The 16,358-nt window shown below is 72.5% G+C and carries 14 protein-coding genes; 9 read left to right on the forward strand and 5 right to left on the reverse strand.

Features of this window, described 5'->3' with window-relative positions; all coding sequences use genetic code 11:
* Positions 1-222: 222 nt before the first annotated feature.
* Both IEZ27_RS00075 and IEZ27_RS00080 read left to right on the forward strand, forming a co-directional pair.
* Positions 223-1,920 (forward strand): sensor histidine kinase, encoded by a 1,698-nt coding sequence (locus IEZ27_RS00075; RefSeq protein WP_189645299.1) that lies wholly within the window; start codon positions 223-225, stop codon positions 1,918-1,920.
* 141 nt (positions 1,921-2,061) lie between these two features.
* Complete coding sequence (locus IEZ27_RS00080; RefSeq protein WP_308427235.1) at positions 2,062-3,276, forward strand: MFS transporter; 1,215 nt, start codon at positions 2,062-2,064, stop codon at positions 3,274-3,276.
* 50 nt (positions 3,277-3,326) lie between these two features.
* On the opposite strand, the gene IEZ27_RS00085 is transcribed toward IEZ27_RS00080, so the two are convergent.
* Together IEZ27_RS00085 and IEZ27_RS00090 are read right to left on the reverse strand one after the other, a co-directional pair.
* Entirely contained in the window at positions 3,327-3,746 is a 420-nt protein-coding gene (locus IEZ27_RS00085; protein WP_189645300.1) for a pyridoxamine 5'-phosphate oxidase family protein, read from the reverse strand.
* Between the two features lie 91 nt (positions 3,747-3,837).
* Complete coding sequence (locus tag IEZ27_RS00090) at positions 3,838-4,479, reverse strand: response regulator transcription factor (protein ID WP_189645301.1); 642 nt, start codon at positions 4,477-4,479, stop codon at positions 3,838-3,840.
* Between the two features lie 188 nt (positions 4,480-4,667).
* Between IEZ27_RS00090 and IEZ27_RS00095 the strand changes: the two genes are divergently transcribed.
* From IEZ27_RS00095 to IEZ27_RS00115, 5 genes are read left to right on the forward strand one after another with little or no spacing between them, the layout of a single operon-like run.
* Positions 4,668-8,297: a nitrate reductase subunit alpha gene (locus tag IEZ27_RS00095; RefSeq protein ID WP_189645895.1), complete on the forward strand. Its 3,630-nt coding sequence runs from the start codon at positions 4,668-4,670 to the stop codon at positions 8,295-8,297.
* Positions 8,297-9,847, forward strand: coding sequence for a nitrate reductase subunit beta (gene narH / locus IEZ27_RS00100; RefSeq protein WP_189645302.1), 1,551 nt, complete (start codon positions 8,297-8,299; stop codon positions 9,845-9,847). The genes IEZ27_RS00095 and narH overlap by 1 nt, the downstream gene beginning before the upstream one ends.
* A complete protein-coding gene (narJ, locus tag IEZ27_RS00105; protein ID WP_189645303.1) occupies positions 9,844-10,542 on the forward strand; it encodes a nitrate reductase molybdenum cofactor assembly chaperone in 699 nt (232 codons plus the stop codon). Before narH ends, narJ begins: the two co-directional genes overlap by 4 nt.
* Positions 10,539-11,225 (forward strand): respiratory nitrate reductase subunit gamma, encoded by a 687-nt coding sequence (narI, locus tag IEZ27_RS00110; RefSeq protein WP_125648849.1) that lies wholly within the window; start codon positions 10,539-10,541, stop codon positions 11,223-11,225. Before narJ ends, narI begins: the two co-directional genes overlap by 4 nt.
* 11 nt (positions 11,226-11,236) lie before the next feature.
* Complete coding sequence (locus tag IEZ27_RS00115; protein ID WP_189645304.1) at positions 11,237-11,425, forward strand: hypothetical protein; 189 nt, start codon at positions 11,237-11,239, stop codon at positions 11,423-11,425.
* On the opposite strand, the gene IEZ27_RS00120 is transcribed toward IEZ27_RS00115, so the two are convergent.
* Complete coding sequence (locus IEZ27_RS00120) at positions 11,397-12,044, reverse strand: pyridoxamine 5'-phosphate oxidase family protein (protein ID WP_189645305.1); 648 nt, start codon at positions 12,042-12,044, stop codon at positions 11,397-11,399. The two genes, IEZ27_RS00115 and IEZ27_RS00120, sit on opposite strands and share 29 nt — an antisense overlap.
* A gap of 165 nt (positions 12,045-12,209) precedes the next feature.
* Between IEZ27_RS00120 and IEZ27_RS00125 the strand changes: the two genes are divergently transcribed.
* On the forward strand, positions 12,210-13,583 hold the full coding sequence (locus IEZ27_RS00125; protein ID WP_125648855.1) for a cytochrome ubiquinol oxidase subunit I: 1,374 nt from the start codon (positions 12,210-12,212) through the stop codon (positions 13,581-13,583).
* Positions 13,584-13,590: 7 nt separating this feature from the next.
* On the forward strand, positions 13,591-14,556 hold the full coding sequence (gene cydB, locus IEZ27_RS00130) for a cytochrome d ubiquinol oxidase subunit II (RefSeq protein ID WP_189645306.1): 966 nt from the start codon (positions 13,591-13,593) through the stop codon (positions 14,554-14,556).
* Positions 14,557-14,565: 9 nt separating this feature from the next.
* On the opposite strand, the gene IEZ27_RS00135 is transcribed toward cydB, so the two are convergent.
* Both IEZ27_RS00135 and IEZ27_RS00140 read right to left on the reverse strand, forming a co-directional pair.
* The gene (locus tag IEZ27_RS00135) at positions 14,566-15,339 is read right to left on the reverse strand and encodes a class I SAM-dependent methyltransferase (RefSeq protein ID WP_189645307.1); all 774 of its coding nucleotides are present in this window, start codon (positions 15,337-15,339) and stop codon (positions 14,566-14,568) included.
* Positions 15,336-16,253, reverse strand: coding sequence for a hypothetical protein (locus IEZ27_RS00140; RefSeq protein WP_189645308.1), 918 nt, complete (start codon positions 16,251-16,253; stop codon positions 15,336-15,338). The genes IEZ27_RS00135 and IEZ27_RS00140 overlap by 4 nt, the downstream gene beginning before the upstream one ends.
* Positions 16,254-16,358 lie beyond the last annotated feature (105 nt).

Consider the following 16,358-nt stretch of genomic DNA (forward strand, 5'->3'; position numbering starts at 1 on the left):
GGACGAGCACATCATCTACGCCATCGTCCTGGTCGGCCTGGCCCTGACCGGCGCCGGCACCACCCTCGGGCTCGGCAACCTGCCGATCGTCCGCCGCAACGCCTGGCTCAGGTAGCCACTCCGGTCAAGGGCCCGTACCCCGTGGGGGACGGGCCCTTGGCCGTTCCACGGGTGCACGGCCTGATGCTGCCGGCGACGGGTCCGGCTGGGACACTGAACGGTATGTCGGAAAGTGAGCACCGTAGCCTGATGCCCCAGATGCGGCTCGACGAGTTGCTGGCCGAACTCCAGACGAGGCTCGCCGCCGTCCTCGCCACCCGCGACCGGGTGCACGCGCTGCTGGAGGCCGTCGTGTCCGTGGGCAGCGACCTCGACCTGGAGACCGTGCTGCGGCGGATCGTCGAGACGGCGACCAGGCTGGTGGACGCCTCGTACGGGGCCCTCGGCGTGGTGGGGGAGGAGCGCACGCTCGTCCAGTTCATCCCGGTGGGGCTGAGCGAGGAGGAGATCGCCAGGATCGAGCACTGGCCCCACGGCCTCGGCCTGCTCGGCCTGCTCATCAAGGACGCCCGCCCGCTCAGGCTGGGCCGCATCTCCGACCATCCTGAGTCCTACGGCTTCCCGCCCGGCCACCCGCCGATGGGCACCTTCCTCGGCGTCCCGGTACGCGTCCGCGACGAGGTGTTCGGCAACCTCTACCTGACCGAGAAGCGCGGCGGCGGCGACTTCGACGAGGAGGACGAGGCCATCGTCGTCGCCCTGGCCACCGCCGCCGGCGTCGCCGTGGAGAACGCCCGGCTGTACGAGGAGTCGCGCCGGCGCGAGACCTGGCTGAAGGCGTCCTCGGAGATCACGACCAGCCTGCTGTCCGGCGCCGGCTCCCGCGAGGTGCTGACCACCATGGCCTCGCGGGCCCGCCAGATGTGCGACGCCGACCTGGTCCAGGTGCTGCTGCCCGACCCGGCGGGCGAGACGCTGACCGTCGACGTGGCCGAGGGCGACGGGGCCGGCGAGCTGGTGGGGACGGCGTTCGACGTCTCGGCCACACTGGCCGGCGAGGTGTTCACGCACGCCGAGCCCCGGTCGGAGCGCGACCTTCCGGGCGCGGCCCACCGCGACTCCCCGCTGCGGCGGCTGGGCTACGGCCCGGGGCTCATGGTGCCGCTGGGCGCCGCGCCCCGGGTGCGCGGCGTGCTCACGCTGGCCAAGCGCGGGGGTCGGCTCCCGTTCAGCGCGGCCGACCAGCAGATGCTCGAATCGTTCGCGGGGCAGGCGGCGATCGCGCTGGAGCTGGCCGAGACCCGCCGCGACGCCGAACGGCTCGGCCTGCTGGAGGACCGCGACCGCATCGCGAAGGACCTGCACGATGTGGTCATCCAGCGGCTGTTCGCGACCGCGATGACGCTGATGAGCACCGTACGGCTGGTCGAGCGGCCGGAGGCGGGCAAACGGCTCCAGCACGCGATCGACGAGCTGGACGAGACCATCCGGCAGATCCGCTCGTCCATCTTCGCGTTGCAGGCCCCGCGCGAGGACACCGCGCCGAGCCTGCGCACGCGGATCGTCGACCTGGTCGAGGGGGCGGGCGCGCACCTGGGGTTCATGCCCGGCCTGCGGATGGAGGGCCAGATCGACACCCTGGTGCCCGACCCGGTGGCCGAGCACCTGCTCGCCGTCCTGCGCGAGGCCCTGTCCAACGTCGTACGCCACTCCCACGCCACCCGCGCCGAGGTCTCGATCGAGGTCGCGGACGGCCGGCTCACCCTCGTCGTCGGCGACAACGGCGTCGGCGTGGGCGCGGGCGGGCGGCGCAGCGGCCTGCGCAACATCGAGGAACGGGCCGGCGACCTGGGCGGCGCGGCCGAGCTGGAGACCCCGGAGGAGGGCGGCACCCGCCTGCGCTGGCACGTGCCCCTGTGAGGCCCCGGCGCCGCCGCGCGTCCTAAGTCCTCCCAGGTCGGGACCTTCGTCCATACCTCACGTCATCCCCGCTGAGCTGTGATGGGACAGCACATCCCGGTGATCGCGGCCGTCCCCCGGCCGCATGAACGTGAGGAAGACATGACGAACGCACCGGCCACCACCCCCGGCCGCAGCCCGGCGTTGATGCTCGGCCTGGCGACCCTGGGCTTCGCGGTGAACTTCTGGGCCTGGGCGCTGCTGAGCCCGCTCGGGCCGCGTTTCAAGGAACTGCTCGGGTTGTCGGCCGGGCAGCAGGCGCTGCTGGTGGCCGTACCGGTGATCGTGGGGTCGCTGGGCCGCATCCCGGTCGGCGCGCTCACCGACCGGCTCGGCGGGCGGGTGATGTTCCCGCTCGTCTCCGCGGCCACCATCGTCCCCGTGTTGTTCATCGGCCTGTTCGGGCAGACGTCGATGGTCGCGCTGCTGGCCGGCGGGTTCTTCCTGGGCGTCGGCGGCACCGTGTTCGCCGTCGGGGTGCCGTTCGTCAACGCCTGGTTCCCGCCGAACCGGCGCGGCCTGGCCGTCGGGATCTTCGGGGCCGGGATGGGCGGCACCGCGATCAGCGCGCTGACCACCGTCCCGCTGGTGCGCGCCGCCGGGCCGGCCGTGCCGTTCGTCATCACCGCCGTCGTGCTGGCCGCGTACGCGGTCGTGGCGTGGCTGGTGCTGCGTGACGCGCCCGGCCGCGCCGTCGTCGTCCAGCCGCTCGGGACGCGCCTGGCCGCCGCGCTCAGGCTGCCGATCACGTGGCAGGCGTGCGTGTTGTACGCGGTCGCCTTCGGCGGATACGTCGCCTTCTCCGTCTACCTGCCCGCCTACCTCCAGACCGGGTATGGGCTGGAGCAGGCCGACGCCGCCAACCGGATGGCCGGGTTCGTCGTCCTGGCCGTGCTGGCCCGGCCGCTGGGCGGCTGGTTGTCGGACCGGGTCGGGCCGGTGCCCGTCCTGACCGGCGTGTTCGTCGTCACCGCCGTCACGGCGGGCGTGCAGGCGCTCACCCCCGGCCTCATGCCGGTCGGCACGATCGCGTTCCTGACCATGGCCGCCGCGCTCGGGGCCGGCAGCGGCGCCACGTTCGCCCTCGTCGCGCAGGTCGCCCCGGCCGACAAGGTCGGCACCGTCACCGGCCTGGTCGGGGCCGCCGGCGGGCTCGGCGGGTTCGTCCCGCCCCTGGTGATGGGCTTCCTGTACGGCCGGCTCGGCTCGTACGGACTGGGTCTGGCCCTGCTGGCGGTCACCGCCGTGGTCACCCTGGCCCTGACGGTGACCGCGGTCCGCGCGCTGGCCGCCCGCCGCACGGTCGGCTCCCACTGACGCGAAATGAGGGGCGGGCCCGGCGGGCCCGCCCCTCATTTCGTCCGCCGCTAGATGGAACGTTCCCGGGCGATCCGGCGGCCGGAGACCTGCTCGGCCTCGACCACGACGAAGTGATCGCGGCTGCCCGGCGCCCACGGGGACAGCGGCAGCGTGGCCAGCCGGGCCGTCTCGGCGGGATCGCTCACGGCCCGCGCGTGCCCGACGGCCGTCACCGACCAGCCCGTGCGCGTCGCGGGATCGAACTCGTCGGCCTCGAACGCCACCACGGCGTGCCGGGTGGCCGCCGCCAGCTTCGATCCGATCGAGGTGCGGATGACGACGCTCTCGCCGTCGAGGCAGAAGTTGACGGGCTGCACGGCGGGCAGGGCGCGATCGGTGAAGACGATCCGCCCGATCGGCGCGGACGACAACAACCGCAGGCACTCCTCACGCGAGAGCACCTGGAGCCCGGACGAATCGAGTCGCATGCGCCTCAGCCTGCCACCGGGACGCATCCCGGCGGCAGAGGCGAAAGTCCCGAGGTCAGGGCCGCTCAGCAGGGTCGCTCAGGAGGGCCGCTCAGTCGCGCCGGTCGGCCCGCAACCGCGCCGACAACGCGGCCGCCTGGGTACGGCGCTGCATGTTGAGCTTGGACAGCAGGTTGGACACGTAGTTCTTGACCGTCTTCTCGGCCAGGAACATGCGCTCGCCGATCTGCCGGTTGGTCAGCCCCTCGCCGATCAGGTCGAGGATGTGCCGCTCCTGCTCCGACAGCGCCGCCAGCGGGTCCTTCCGGGCCGCCTGGTCGCGCAGCCGCTGCAACATGGCGGCGGTGGTCTGCGGGTCGAGCAGCGACTGCCCCGAGGCCACCGTACGCACCGCGCCGACCAGGTCGGAGCCGTGGATCTGCTTGAGCACGTAGCCCGAGGCGCCGGCCATCACCGCGTCGAACAGGGCGTCGTCGTCGGCGAACGAGGTCAGCATGAGGCAGGCCAGCCCCGGCAGCTTCGAGCGCACCTCGCGGCACACGTCGACGCCGTTGCCGTCGGGCAGGCGCACGTCGAGCACCGCCACGTCCGGCCGCAGGGCCTGGATCCGGGCGACGGCCGACTCCGCGGTCCCGGCCTCGCCGATCACCTCGATGTCGTCCTCGGACTCCAGCAGGGTGGCCACGCCACGCCGCACGACCTCGTGATCGTCGAGAAGGAACACACGAATCATGTCTCCGACGCTACCGCCTCCCGTCACCCGGCAGTAGGGACCAAGGTCCCCCGTGCCGGTCGTGGGCCCATCGGGCCCCCACGAAGGGACTTTGGTCCCTGCCGGGAGCGGGCGGCCACCCACCAGCCTGGAGCCATGACGGTTGTGGCAGGGGAAAAGTTGTGAGCGACATAGACGCGATCCCGGGCATGGGGCCGTTGCTGGCCGCCAGGAAGTTCTTCACCAAGGCGGAGGTGTCGGCCGACGGACGCACCCTCCACCAGGTCGACCCCAGCGCCTGGGACCGCTTCTACCGGGACCGGTGGGCGCACGACAAGGTGGTGCGCTCGACGCACGGCGTGAACTGCACGGGCTCGTGCTCCTGGCAGGTGTTCGTCAAGGACGGCCTGATCACGTGGGAGCACCAGGCCACCGACTACCCGTCGGTCGGCCCGGAGTCGCCCGAGTACGAGCCGCGCGGCTGTCCCCGTGGCGCCTCCTTCTCCTGGTACACCTACTCTCCCTCGCGGGTGCGCTACCCGTACGTGCGCGGGGTGCTGCTGGAGATGTGGCGCGAGGCCAAGGCCAGGCTGGGTGACCCCGTACTGGCGTGGGCGGAGCTGACCGGCGACCCGGAGCGGGCGCGGGCCTACAAGCGGGCCCGCGGCAAGGGCGGGTTCGTCCGGTCGAGCTGGGAGGAGGTCCTGGAGCTCATGGCCGCCGCCCACGTGCACACGATCAAGGACTACGGCCCGGACCGGGTGGTCGGCTTCTCGCCGATCCCGGCGATGTCGATGGCCTCCTTCGCGGCGGGCACCCGCTTCCTGTCGATGATCGGCGGCACCCTGCTGTCGTTCTACGACTGGTACGCCGACCTGCCGATCGCCTCGCCGCAGGTGTGGGGCGACCAGACGGACGTGCCCGAGGCCGCCGACTGGTGGAACTCCCGCTACCTGATCATGTGGGGCTCCAACATCCCGGTCACCCGCACCCCGGACGCGCACTTCATGACCGAGGCCCGCTACCAGGGCACCAAGGTCGTCGCGGTCAGCCCCGACTACGCCGACAACGTCAAGTTCGCCGACGACTGGCTCGCGCCGCACCCGGGTACGGACGGCGCCCTCGCCATGGCGATGGGCCACGTGACGCTGACCGAGTTCTTCCGCGACCGCCAGGTCCCGTACTTCACCGACTACGTGCGCAAGTACACCGACCTGCCGTTCCTGGTGACGCTGGAGCCGCGCGGCGACGCGTACGTGCCGCGCCGTTTCCTGACCGCCGCCGACCTGGGCCAGGAGAGCGAGAACGCCGAGTTCAAGACCGTCTTCCTGGACGAGACGACCGGCGCGGCGCACGTGCCGAACGGCTCGCTCGGCCACCGCTGGGGCCAGGAGGGCGAGGGCCGCTGGAACCTCGGCCTGGACGGCGCCGTCCCCGCGCTGACCCTGCTCGACCGGTCCGGGCGCGCGGTCGAGGTGGACCTGCCGCGCTTCGACGAGGGCCCCACCGAGGGCGGCACGGTCATGCGCCGCGGCGTGCCGGTGACCGAGCTGGGCGGCAAGCTGGTGACGACGGTGTTCGACCTGCTCATGGCCCAGTACGGCGTCAAGCGCGACCTGCCCGGCGACTGGCCGGACGGCTACGAGGACGCCACGCAGCCCTACACCCCGGCCTGGGCGGAGGAGATCACCTCGGTGCCGGCCGCCACGATCGCCAGGATCGGCCGCGAGTTCGCCCGCAACGCCGAGCGCACGCAGGGCCGGTCGATGATCGCGATGGGCGCGGGCACCAACCACTGGTTCCACTCCGACCAGATCTACCGCGCGTTCCTGACGCTGGTGCTGCTGACCGGCTGCCAGGGCGTCAACGGCGGCGGCTGGGCGCACTACGTGGGCCAGGAGAAGGTCCGCCCGGTCACCGGTTTCCAGCACCTGGCCTTCGGCTTCGACTGGCAGCGCCCGACCCGGCACATGGCCGGCACCGCGTTCTGGTACCTGGCCACCGACCAGTGGCGTTACGAGCGCATCGGGGCCGGCGAGCTGGCCAGCCCGCTCGGTGAGGGCAGGTTCGCGGGCCGGTCGTTCGCCGACTGCAACGCCCAGGCGGCCCGGCTCGGCTGGCTGCCCTCGCACCCGACGTTCGACCGCAACCCGCTCAAGCTCGCCGACGAGGCCGCCGAGCGCGGCATCCCGGTCGCCGAGCACGTGGTGAACGAGCTGACCTCGGGCCGGCTGCGCTTCGCCGCCGAGGACCCGGGCGACCCGGCCAACTTCCCGCGGGTGCTGACCGTGTGGCGGGCCAACCTGCTCGGCTCGTCCGGCAAGGGCAACGAGTACTTCCTGCGCCACCTGCTCGGCGCCGACGCCGAGGCGCGCAACGAGGAGACGCCCGAGGGGCTGCGCCCGGCCGAGGTGACCTGGCGGGAGAACGCCGCCGAGGGCAAGCTCGACCTGCTGACGACGATCGACTTCCGGATGACGTCCACCGCGCTGTTCTCCGACGTCGTCCTGCCCGCCGCCACCTGGTACGAGAAGCACGACCTGTCCAGCACCGACATGCACCCGTTCGTGCACGCCTTCAACCCGGCCATCGCGCCGCCGTGGCAGACCCGGTCCGACCACGACGCCTTCCTCGGCCTGGCCGACGCCTTCTCCGAGCTGGCCGCCCGCCACCTGGGCCGGCGCACCGACGTGCTGGCCGTCCCGCTCACCCACGACACCCCGGACGAGCTGGCCCAGCCGGGCGGCCGGGTGCGCGACTGGAAGCACGGCGAGTGCGAGCCGATCCCGGGCAGGACGATGCCGAAGATCATCACGGTCGAGCGCGACTACGCCGCCGTCGGCGAACGCGTACGCGGGATCGGGCCGCTGTTCGCCGAGCTGGGGCTGACCACCAAGGGCATCACGTACCAGGTGGGCCCCGAGCTGGACTACCTGCGCGAGCAGAACGGCCGCACGCCCGAGGGGCACATCTCCCTGAGCACCGCCGACCGGATGTGCGAGGCCATCCTCGCGCTGTCGGGCACCACCAACGGCCGCCTGGCCACGCAGGGCTTCGAGACCATGGAACGGCGCACCGGCACCCGGCTCGCCGACCTGGCCGCCGAGCACGAGGGCAAACGCATCACGTTCGCCGACACGCGGTCCAGGCCGCAGCCGGTGATCACCTCGCCGGAGTGGTCCGGGTCGGAGACCGGCGGGCGCCGCTACTCCGCCTTCGTCATCAACGTCGAACGCGACAAACCGTGGCACACCCTGACCGGGCGGCAGCAGTTCTTCCTCGACCACGACTGGATCATCGAGCTGGGCGAGCAGCTTCCCGCCTACCGGCCGCCGCTCGACCTGCGCCGCCACCACGGCGACCAGGGCGACGGGCAGGGGGCCGAGGTCACCGTTCGGTACCTGACGCCGCACTCGAAGTGGTCGATCCACTCGGAGTACCAGGACAACGCGTACATGCTGGCCCTGTCGCGGGGCGGGCCCACGATCTGGATGAGCGTCGAGGACGCCGCCGCGATCGGGGCGGCCGACAACGACTGGATCGAGGCGTACAACCGCAACGGCGTGGTCGTGGCCAGGGCGGTCGTCTCCCACCGGATGCCGGCCGGGACTGTGTACATGTACCACGCCAAGGACCGCAACGTGAACGTGCCGCTCACCGAGCGGTCGGGCCGGCGCGGCGGCGTGCACAACTCCCTCACCCGGCTGCTGCTCAAGCCCAGCCACCTCATCGGCGGGTACGCGCAGTTCACCTACGCCTTCAACTACTACGGGCCGACCGGCAACCAGCGTGACGAGATCACGGTGATCCGCCGCCGCGGCCAGGAGGTGACCTACTGATGCGCGTCATGGCACAGGTCGCCATGGTGATGAACCTGGACAAGTGCATCGGCTGCCACACCTGCTCGGTCACCTGCAAGCAGACCTGGACCAACCGGGACGGCGTCGAGTACGTCTGGTTCAACAACGTCGAGACCAAGCCCGGCGTCGGCTACCCCAAGCGGTACGAGGACCAGGAACGCTGGCACGGCGGCTGGGAGCTCGACCGGCGCGGGCGGCTCAAGCTGCGCGCCGGCGGCCGGGTCAAGCGGCTGCTCAACCTGTTCTCCAACCCCGACCTGCCGGACCTGGACGACTACTACGAGCCGGCCACCTACGACTACGACACCCTGCTCAACGCCCCCGCCGGGCCGCACGTGCCGGTCATCCGCCCCAAGTCGGCCATCACCGGCCAGGACATGAACATCACCTGGGGCGCGAACTGGGAGGACGACCTCGGCGGCGCCCCCGAGCACGCCCACGGCGACCCCAACCTCGCGGCCATGGCCGAGAAGGTGCGCATGGAGTTCGACCAGACCTTCATGTTCCACCTGCCGCGCATCTGCGAGCACTGCCTGAACCCGGCGTGCGTGGCCGCCTGCCCGTCCGGCGCCATGTACAAGCGGGAGGAGGACGGCATCGTCCTGGTGGACCAGGACCGCTGCCGCGGCTGGCGCATGTGCGTCTCGTCGTGCCCGTACAAGAAGGTGTACGTCAACCACAAGACCGGCAAGGCCGAGAAGTGCACGTTCTGCTTCCCCCGCATCGAGGCGGGACAGCCGACCGTGTGCGCCGAGACCTGCGTCGGACGGCTGCGCTACATCGGCCTCGTTCTGTACGACGCCGACGCCGTGCTGGCCGCCGCCCGCGTGCCCGACCCGCGCGACCTGCTGGAGGCCCAGCGGAAGGTCTTCCTCGACCCCGACGACCCCGAGGTGGCCGCCGCCGCGCGGGCGTCCGGGATCAGCGAGGACTGGATCGAGGCCGCCCGCCGCTCGCCGATCTACCGGCTGGCCATGCGCTACCGGGTGGCGCTGCCGCTGCATCCGGAGTACCGCACGCTGCCGATGGTCTGGTACATCCCGCCGCTGTCGCCGGTGCTGGACGCCGTGACCGGCGCCGGCGCGGACGCCGACGACCCCGACAACGTCTTCCACGCCATCACCGACCTGCGCATCCCGCTGGAGTACCTGGCCGGCCTGTTCGGCGCCGGGGACACCGAGGTCGTGGCCGGGGTGCTGATGAAGTTGTCGGCGATGCGCGGCTACATGCGGGCCCGTACCCTCGACGGCACCGTGGCTGAGGACCTGCTGGAGTCGGCCGGGATGACCGTGCGCGACATGGAGGAGATGTACCGGCTGCTGGCCGTCGCCAAGTACGACGAGCGCTACGTCGTGCCCGCCGCGCACCGCGAGGACGCCGCCGCCCTGTCGGCCCAGGCCGACGGATGCAGCCTGGACGGCGACGGCGGCCCCGGCATGAGCGAGTTCCACCCGACCGGCCTGACCGGCCGCCGTACCGACGGACGCCTTGGCCTGAAGCTCTTCACCGGTAAGGGACCGGCCTCATGAGACTGCTCCGCGCACCCGAGACCGCCCTCGACCGGCCGCAGGACCGCGCGACCCTGCTCCGGCTGGTGTCGCTGCTGCTGCAGTACCCGGACGCCGGGCTGCTGGCCGCCCGCCCCGAGCTGGGCCGGGTCGTCGCGGCGCTGCCCAACTCCCACCCGCGCCAGGCGCTGGAGCAGTTCCTGTGGTGGTTCGCCGACCGGCAGCCGATGCCGCTGGCCCGCCACTACGTCGAGACCTTCGACCTGCGCCGCAAATCCAGCCTCTACCTCACCTACTACCTGCACGGCGACACCCGCCGCCGGGGCATGGCCCTGCTGACCCTCAAGCAGCGCTACCGCGTGGCCGGGCTCACCCCGCCCGAGGGCGAACTGCCCGACTTCCTGCCGGTGGTGTGCGAGTTCGCCGCGCTGGCCGGGCCGGACACGGGGGAGGCGCCGCTGCGCCAGCACCGCAAGGGGCTGGAGCTCATCCGCACCGCCCTGCACGACTCCGGCTCGCCGTACGCGCTGGTGCTGGACGCGCTGTGCGCGGTGCTGCCCGGCCTGTCGGAGGCCGAACGGACCGCGCTGGCCGACCTCGCCCTGGCCGGCCCGCCCGCCGAGGACGTCGGCCTGGCCCCGTACGGGCCGTCGCCGGACGAGAGCGGCCTGGCCCCGTACGGGTCGCCGCCGAACGAGAGTGAGGTACGGCCGTGAGCGTCGTGCTGTGGGCGATCGTCCCCTATGTCGCCTTGACGATCTTCGTCGCCGGGCACGTCTGGCGCTGGCGCGTCGACCAGTTCGGCTGGACCACCCGTACCACGCAGGTGCTGGAGAGCCGGGTGTTGCGGCTCGGCTCGCCGCTGTTCCACCTGGGCGCCTTCGCCGCCATCGGCGGTCACGTGCTCGGCCTGCTCGTCCCCAAGAGCTGGACGGAGGCGGTGGGCGTCGACGAGCATCTCTACCACCTGGTGTCGGTGAGCGCCGGGACGGTGGCCGGGATCATGGTCGTCGCGGGCCTGGCGCTGTTGCTGGCCCGCCGCCTGACCAGCCCCCGGGTGCGCCGTACCACCACGCGCTCCGACAAGGTGCTGTTCACCGTGCTGGCCGTGGTGATCGTGCTCGGCATGACCGCGACCGTGGGCCGCAACCTGCTCGGCGGCGGCTACGACTACCGCGCCACCATCGCGGTCTGGTTCCGCGGTGTCCTGACCTTCCGCCCCGACCCCCGCCTGATGGCCGACGTGCCGCTGATCTTCCAGTTGCACGCGATGTCGGCCTGGCTGCTGGCCGCCGTCTGGCCCTTCACCCGGCTGGTGCACGTGTGGTCGGCGCCGGTGGCGTACCTGTGGCGGCCCTACGTCGTCTACCGGCGGCGCGTGCCCGTACGGCCGCGCTGACCGGCGCGGGGATGAGCGTGGCCAGGGCGGCGGTGGTGCTGCTGGCCGCCGCCGGCGCCGCGCTGGTGGCGGCCGGCCCGGTCACCGCCGCCCAGGAGGACGCCGCCCGCGCCGAGATCCGGATGGAACCGCGCGGACAGGTGATCAGACTGGCGGTGGACGTGTGCGCCGCTACAGCGCGTGGATGCGGCGGCCGGTGATCCGGTGCGGGACGATGCGGATGTAGAGCCGCCGGTCGCCGCCCGCCCACGGCGTGGGGTCGGCCCCGGCCTGCTCCTCCGGCGTCACGTGATGGGCGGCCCCCTGGACCAGCACGCTCCAGCCCTGCCGCCTGGCCTCGTCGATCCGGTCCACCTCGAAGCCCACCATCACCTCGACCCCCGCCAGCCCGGTACGCAGATCCTGGTCCATGGGCCCGCCCGAGCCGGTGCGGAAGACGATCGCGCCCTCGTGCATCCGGAAGTTGACGGGCAGCACCGTCGGCCCGTGCGAGCCGTTGAACGCGATCCGCCCGATGCCGCCCGGCTCGATCAGCCGCCGGCACTCGTCGGGATCGAGCACCTCCAGCACCGGCTCGGCCATCGCGGGACCGACGCCCGGCGGACGGTCGCGCCCGCCGCCCAGCAGATCCCGGCTGGTGGTCTCCAGCGCGTCGGCCAGGCGGTTCAGGGTGCCCCGGTCCGGGATGTCCACATGCTCTTCCATGTAGCGGATGTAGCCGGCGGACATGTCCGCCCGCTCCGCCACCTGCTCTGGCGTGAGCCCCAGCCGCTGCCGGTGATATTGGATGCGGTGGCCGAAGTCGCCGGTCCCTGTCACTTTCTCCTCCTGCGCGCTAGAGCACTGCGTGATGAAGCTACCTACGTCCCTGCCCTCCGGACAGGGTCCTTCGCCCCTTCCGGCCCCGGCCGTGGGACCAACGTCCCTTGAGCCGGGGACGCACGGCCCTAGGGGACGGCGGCCGGGAAGAGGAGCCTGGCCTGCATGGATGTCCTGGATCTCTCCCGGTGGCAGTTCGGCATCACGACCGTCTACCACTTCCTCTTCGTGCCGCTCACGATCGGCCTGTCGATCATCGTGGCCGGGTTGCAGACGGCGTGGCACCGGACGAAGAAGCCGGAGTACCTGCGGCTGACCCGGTTCTGGGGACGCCTGTTCCTGATCAACTTCGCCATGGGCGTGGTGACCGGGATCGTGCAGGAGTTCCAGTTCGGCATGAACTGGAGTGACTACTCCCGCTTCGTCGGAGACGTGTTCGGGGCGCCCCTGGCCATGGAAGGGCTCATGGCGTTCTTCCTGGAGTCCACGTTCCTCGGCCTGTGGATCTTCGGCTGGGACCGGCTGTCGCCCCGGCTGCACCTGGCCACGATCTGGCTGGCCGCCATCGGAACCAACATCTCGGCCTACTTCATCCTGGCCGCCAACTCCTGGATGCAGCACCCCGTCGGCTACCGGATCGTCAACGGCCGCGCCGAGCTGACCGACATCTGGGCCGTGCTCACCAACTCGACCACGCTGGTCACCTTCCCGCACGTCCTGTTCGGGGCGTTCCTGACCGCGGCCGCGTTCGTGCTCGGCGTCAGCGCGTGGTTCCTGCTGCGCAAGCGGGACGTCTCCCTCTTCCGCACCTCGGCCCGCCTGGCGCTGGCCGTCAGCCTGGTCTCGGCGATCGGGGTGTCGTTCTCCGGCCACTGGCAGGCCCAGATCATGACCGAGCAGCAGCCGATGAAGATGGCCGCCGCCGAGGCCCTGTGGGAGGACGAGACCTCCGCCGGCTTCTCCCTGTTCGCCATCGGCGACGTCGAGAACGGCCGCAACCACGTCAACCTGCAGATCCCGTACGGCCTGAGCCTGCTGTCCACCAACACCCTGGACGGCGAGGTCGAGGGCATCAACGACATCCAGGCCCGCTACCAGGCCCTGTACGGCCCCGGCGACTACCGGCCGGTCGTCGGCCTGGCGTACTGGTCGTTCCGGCTGATGATCGGGTTCGGCATGGTGTCGGCGCTGCTGGCCCTGGCCGGACTCTGGCTGACCAGGCGCGGCCGGCTGCCCGCGGGCCGCTGGGCCTACCGGCTGGCCATCGCCGGGATCGGCCTGCCGTTCCTGGCCAACAGCATGGGCTGGATCTTCACCGAGGTGGGCCGCCAGCCGTGGACCGTCTTCGGGATCATGCGCACCGCCGCGGCCGTCTCGCCCACGGCGGACATCCCCTCGGTGGCCATCACGCTGGTCGGCTTCACCCTGGCCTACGCCGTGCTCGCGGTCATCGAGATCCGGCTGCTGCTCAAGTTCATCCGGATCGGGCCGAACGAGCAGGCCGAGCCCGACACCGCCGTCCCCGCGCTGAGCTACTGAGGAAACCATGGAAAACGTCTGGTTCGTACTGATCGCCGTGTTGTGGACCGGCTACTTCCTGCTGGAGGGATTCGACTTCGGCGTCGGCATCCTGCTGCCCGTCCTGAGCCGCGAGGAGGCCGACCGGCGCGCCATCGTCAAGACGATCGGCCCGGTGTGGGACGGCAACGAGGTGTGGCTGCTGGTGGCCGGAGGCGCCACGTTCGCCGCCTTCCCCGAGTGGTACGCCACCCTGTTCAGCGGCTTCTACCTGCCGCTGTTCCTCATCCTGCTGGCGCTCATCGCCCGCGGCGTGGCCCTGGAGTACCGCAGCAAGAGCGACAGCACGCGCGGCTGGGACCGGGCGCTGTTCTGGGGCTCGCTCGTCCCGGCCTTCCTGTGGGGCGTGGCCTTCGCCAACATCGTGCGCGGTGTCCCGCTGGACGCCGACCACGAGTACACCGGCACGCTGCTGACCCTGCTCAACCCGTTCGCGCTGCTCGGCGGGCTGGCCACGCTGCTGCTGTTCACCCTGCACGGCGCCGTCTTCCTGGCCCTGCGCACCACCGGTGACCTGCGCCAGGCCGCCGCCCGGATGGCCAAGAGCATCTCCCCGGCCGCGTTCCTGGTGGTGATGGCGTTCCTGCTGCTCTCCGGCGGCGGCGGCGGGGCCGTCCGGTGGGCCGCGGTGGCGCTGGTCGCGCTCGGCCTGATCGGCGCGGTCGCCGCGACCGTACGCGGCCGTGACGGGTGGGCGTTCACCGCCAGCGCGGTCGCGATCGTCGCGCTGGTCTGCGCGATCTTCAGCGGCCTGTGGCCGAACGTCATGCCCGCCCTGGACCCGGCCAACAGCCTCACCGTGACCAACGCGGCCTCCAGCCCGTACACGCTGACGGTGATGACCTGGGTTGCGGCCGTGTTCACGCCCGTCGTCCTGGCCTACCAGGCGTGGACGTACTGGATCTTCCGCCGCCGTCTCACCGGCGCCGCCTGACCCTGGCCGCTACGCGCGCCGGGCGATGACGTGGGCGAGGGCCGCCACCCGCCGATAGGGATCGGTGGCCCCCGCCAGCTCCTCACAGTCCAGCAGCTCGGCGAGCTCGGGCCCGGCGGGCGGCTCGGCGTTCGACGGCACGACGTCGGTGAAGACCCGCACGCCGTACCAGGCATCCACCGGCAGGCCGCGGACGGCGAGTGCGGCGGCAAGATCCGCCACCCGGTCCGCGCGGGCCGTCACACCGATCCGGTTGTCGTAGGACAGGTCCCCGAACGCGCGCCGCGCCGCCGCCCAGTCGCCCAGCAGGCCCGGCCGCATCGCCAGCGCGTCACCGTTGCGGACCAGCAGCGACACCAGGCCGCCCGGCCGTACGAGCCGCGCCAGGTCGTCCAGCACCGGGGCGGGGTCGGCGAAGTACATCAGCACGCCCTGGCAGAGCACCACGTCGAAGTCGTCCGCCGCGAACAGCGCCGCCAGGTCGCCTACGTCGCCCTCGACGGTCCTGACCCGCCGCCGTACGTGGACGGGCTCGTCGGCCAGCGCCCGCCGCAGGTCGCCGAGGAGCGTGGGGGAGGAGTCGAGCCCGGTCACCTCGTGGCCGCCGCGCGCCAGCCGCAGGAGCTGGGTGCCCTGCCCGCAGCCGGCGTCCAGAATCCGCAGCGGCCGGTCCGGCAGGTGGGCGGCGAGCTGACGGGCCACCAGCTCCTGGCGGACGACCTGCCGCAACGTCCCCAGGTGGGCCCGCCACCGCTGCTCGCCGGACGAGAACCCCGGACTCACCCCACCCCCGGGTCGGCGGCGCCGCCGAGCTCGGTCACGGTCAGGGCGCGCAGCAGGTGGGGGTGCAGGCCCTCGGCACGCTGCCGGGGCAGGCCGGCCGCCAGCGCGGCGTCGACGAGCGCGGCCTTCGTCCACGCGAGGTCGACGCGCCGGCCGGCGTCGCCGGTGATCAGCGGATGGTCGGCGGGCAGCCCGCCGCACAGGCCGCGCAGCGGGCGGCGCAGGTACGGCGCGAGCGGGAAGGCGACGACGTCCCCCCGCCCGTCGTGCAGGGTGATCAGCGCGGGATCGCCGCCGCCCACCAGGTGGACGTCGCACGGCGTCAGCCGGGCCAGCGCGTCGACGGACGCGCCGGTGGACTCCAGCAGCCCGATCGCCACGGCCTCGGCCAAGCGTCCCTCCCCGGCCAGGCGGGCGACCCCGTCGCGCAGCAGCCGCCGCTCGGCCGGCGTGGGCGGGTGGGCCGCCGGCACGGGCAGAGCCGGGCCGTGCCCGCCGGCGAAGGCGTAGAAGGAGGCCAGGACGGCCCGCCTGCGGATCACCGTCGCCTTGGCCAGAGGCCGCCCGGACGGGGCCAGCCCGCCGGTGATGGCGGCCAGGCAGTAGGCGTCGGCCTGCGCCCCGGCCGCGAGCAGCTCGGCACCGGGTTCGGTGGCGCGTAACCATCGCAGATAGGAGGCCAGCACCCGTAACCGCGTACGCCGCAGGGCCGGGGAAGGCTTCTCGCGCAGCCATCCGGCCACCACGCGCGTCGCCACGGGATCCAGCCCCTCGACGAGATCGACGTCGGGCGCGGGCACCTCACCCCCGTCGCCGGGACGGCGGCGCGGGCGCAGCCCCTCGATCCGGGCGACGAGGCCGCGGGCCTCCGGGCCGGTGAGCGCGTTCCAGGACGCGAGGCTGCCTTCGGACATGCTCAGCACGCGACCGGCGTGCTCGCCGGGCCCGTGGTGGCCCGTGCCGGAGCAGGGCAGGACGGAAGGAAGGCGTGGAGGACGTGACTGCTCGCGCCCAACGGA

It is taken from the genome of Nonomuraea spiralis (assembly GCF_014648435.1).
Taxonomy (GTDB): domain Bacteria; phylum Actinomycetota; class Actinomycetes; order Streptosporangiales; family Streptosporangiaceae; genus Nonomuraea; species Nonomuraea spiralis.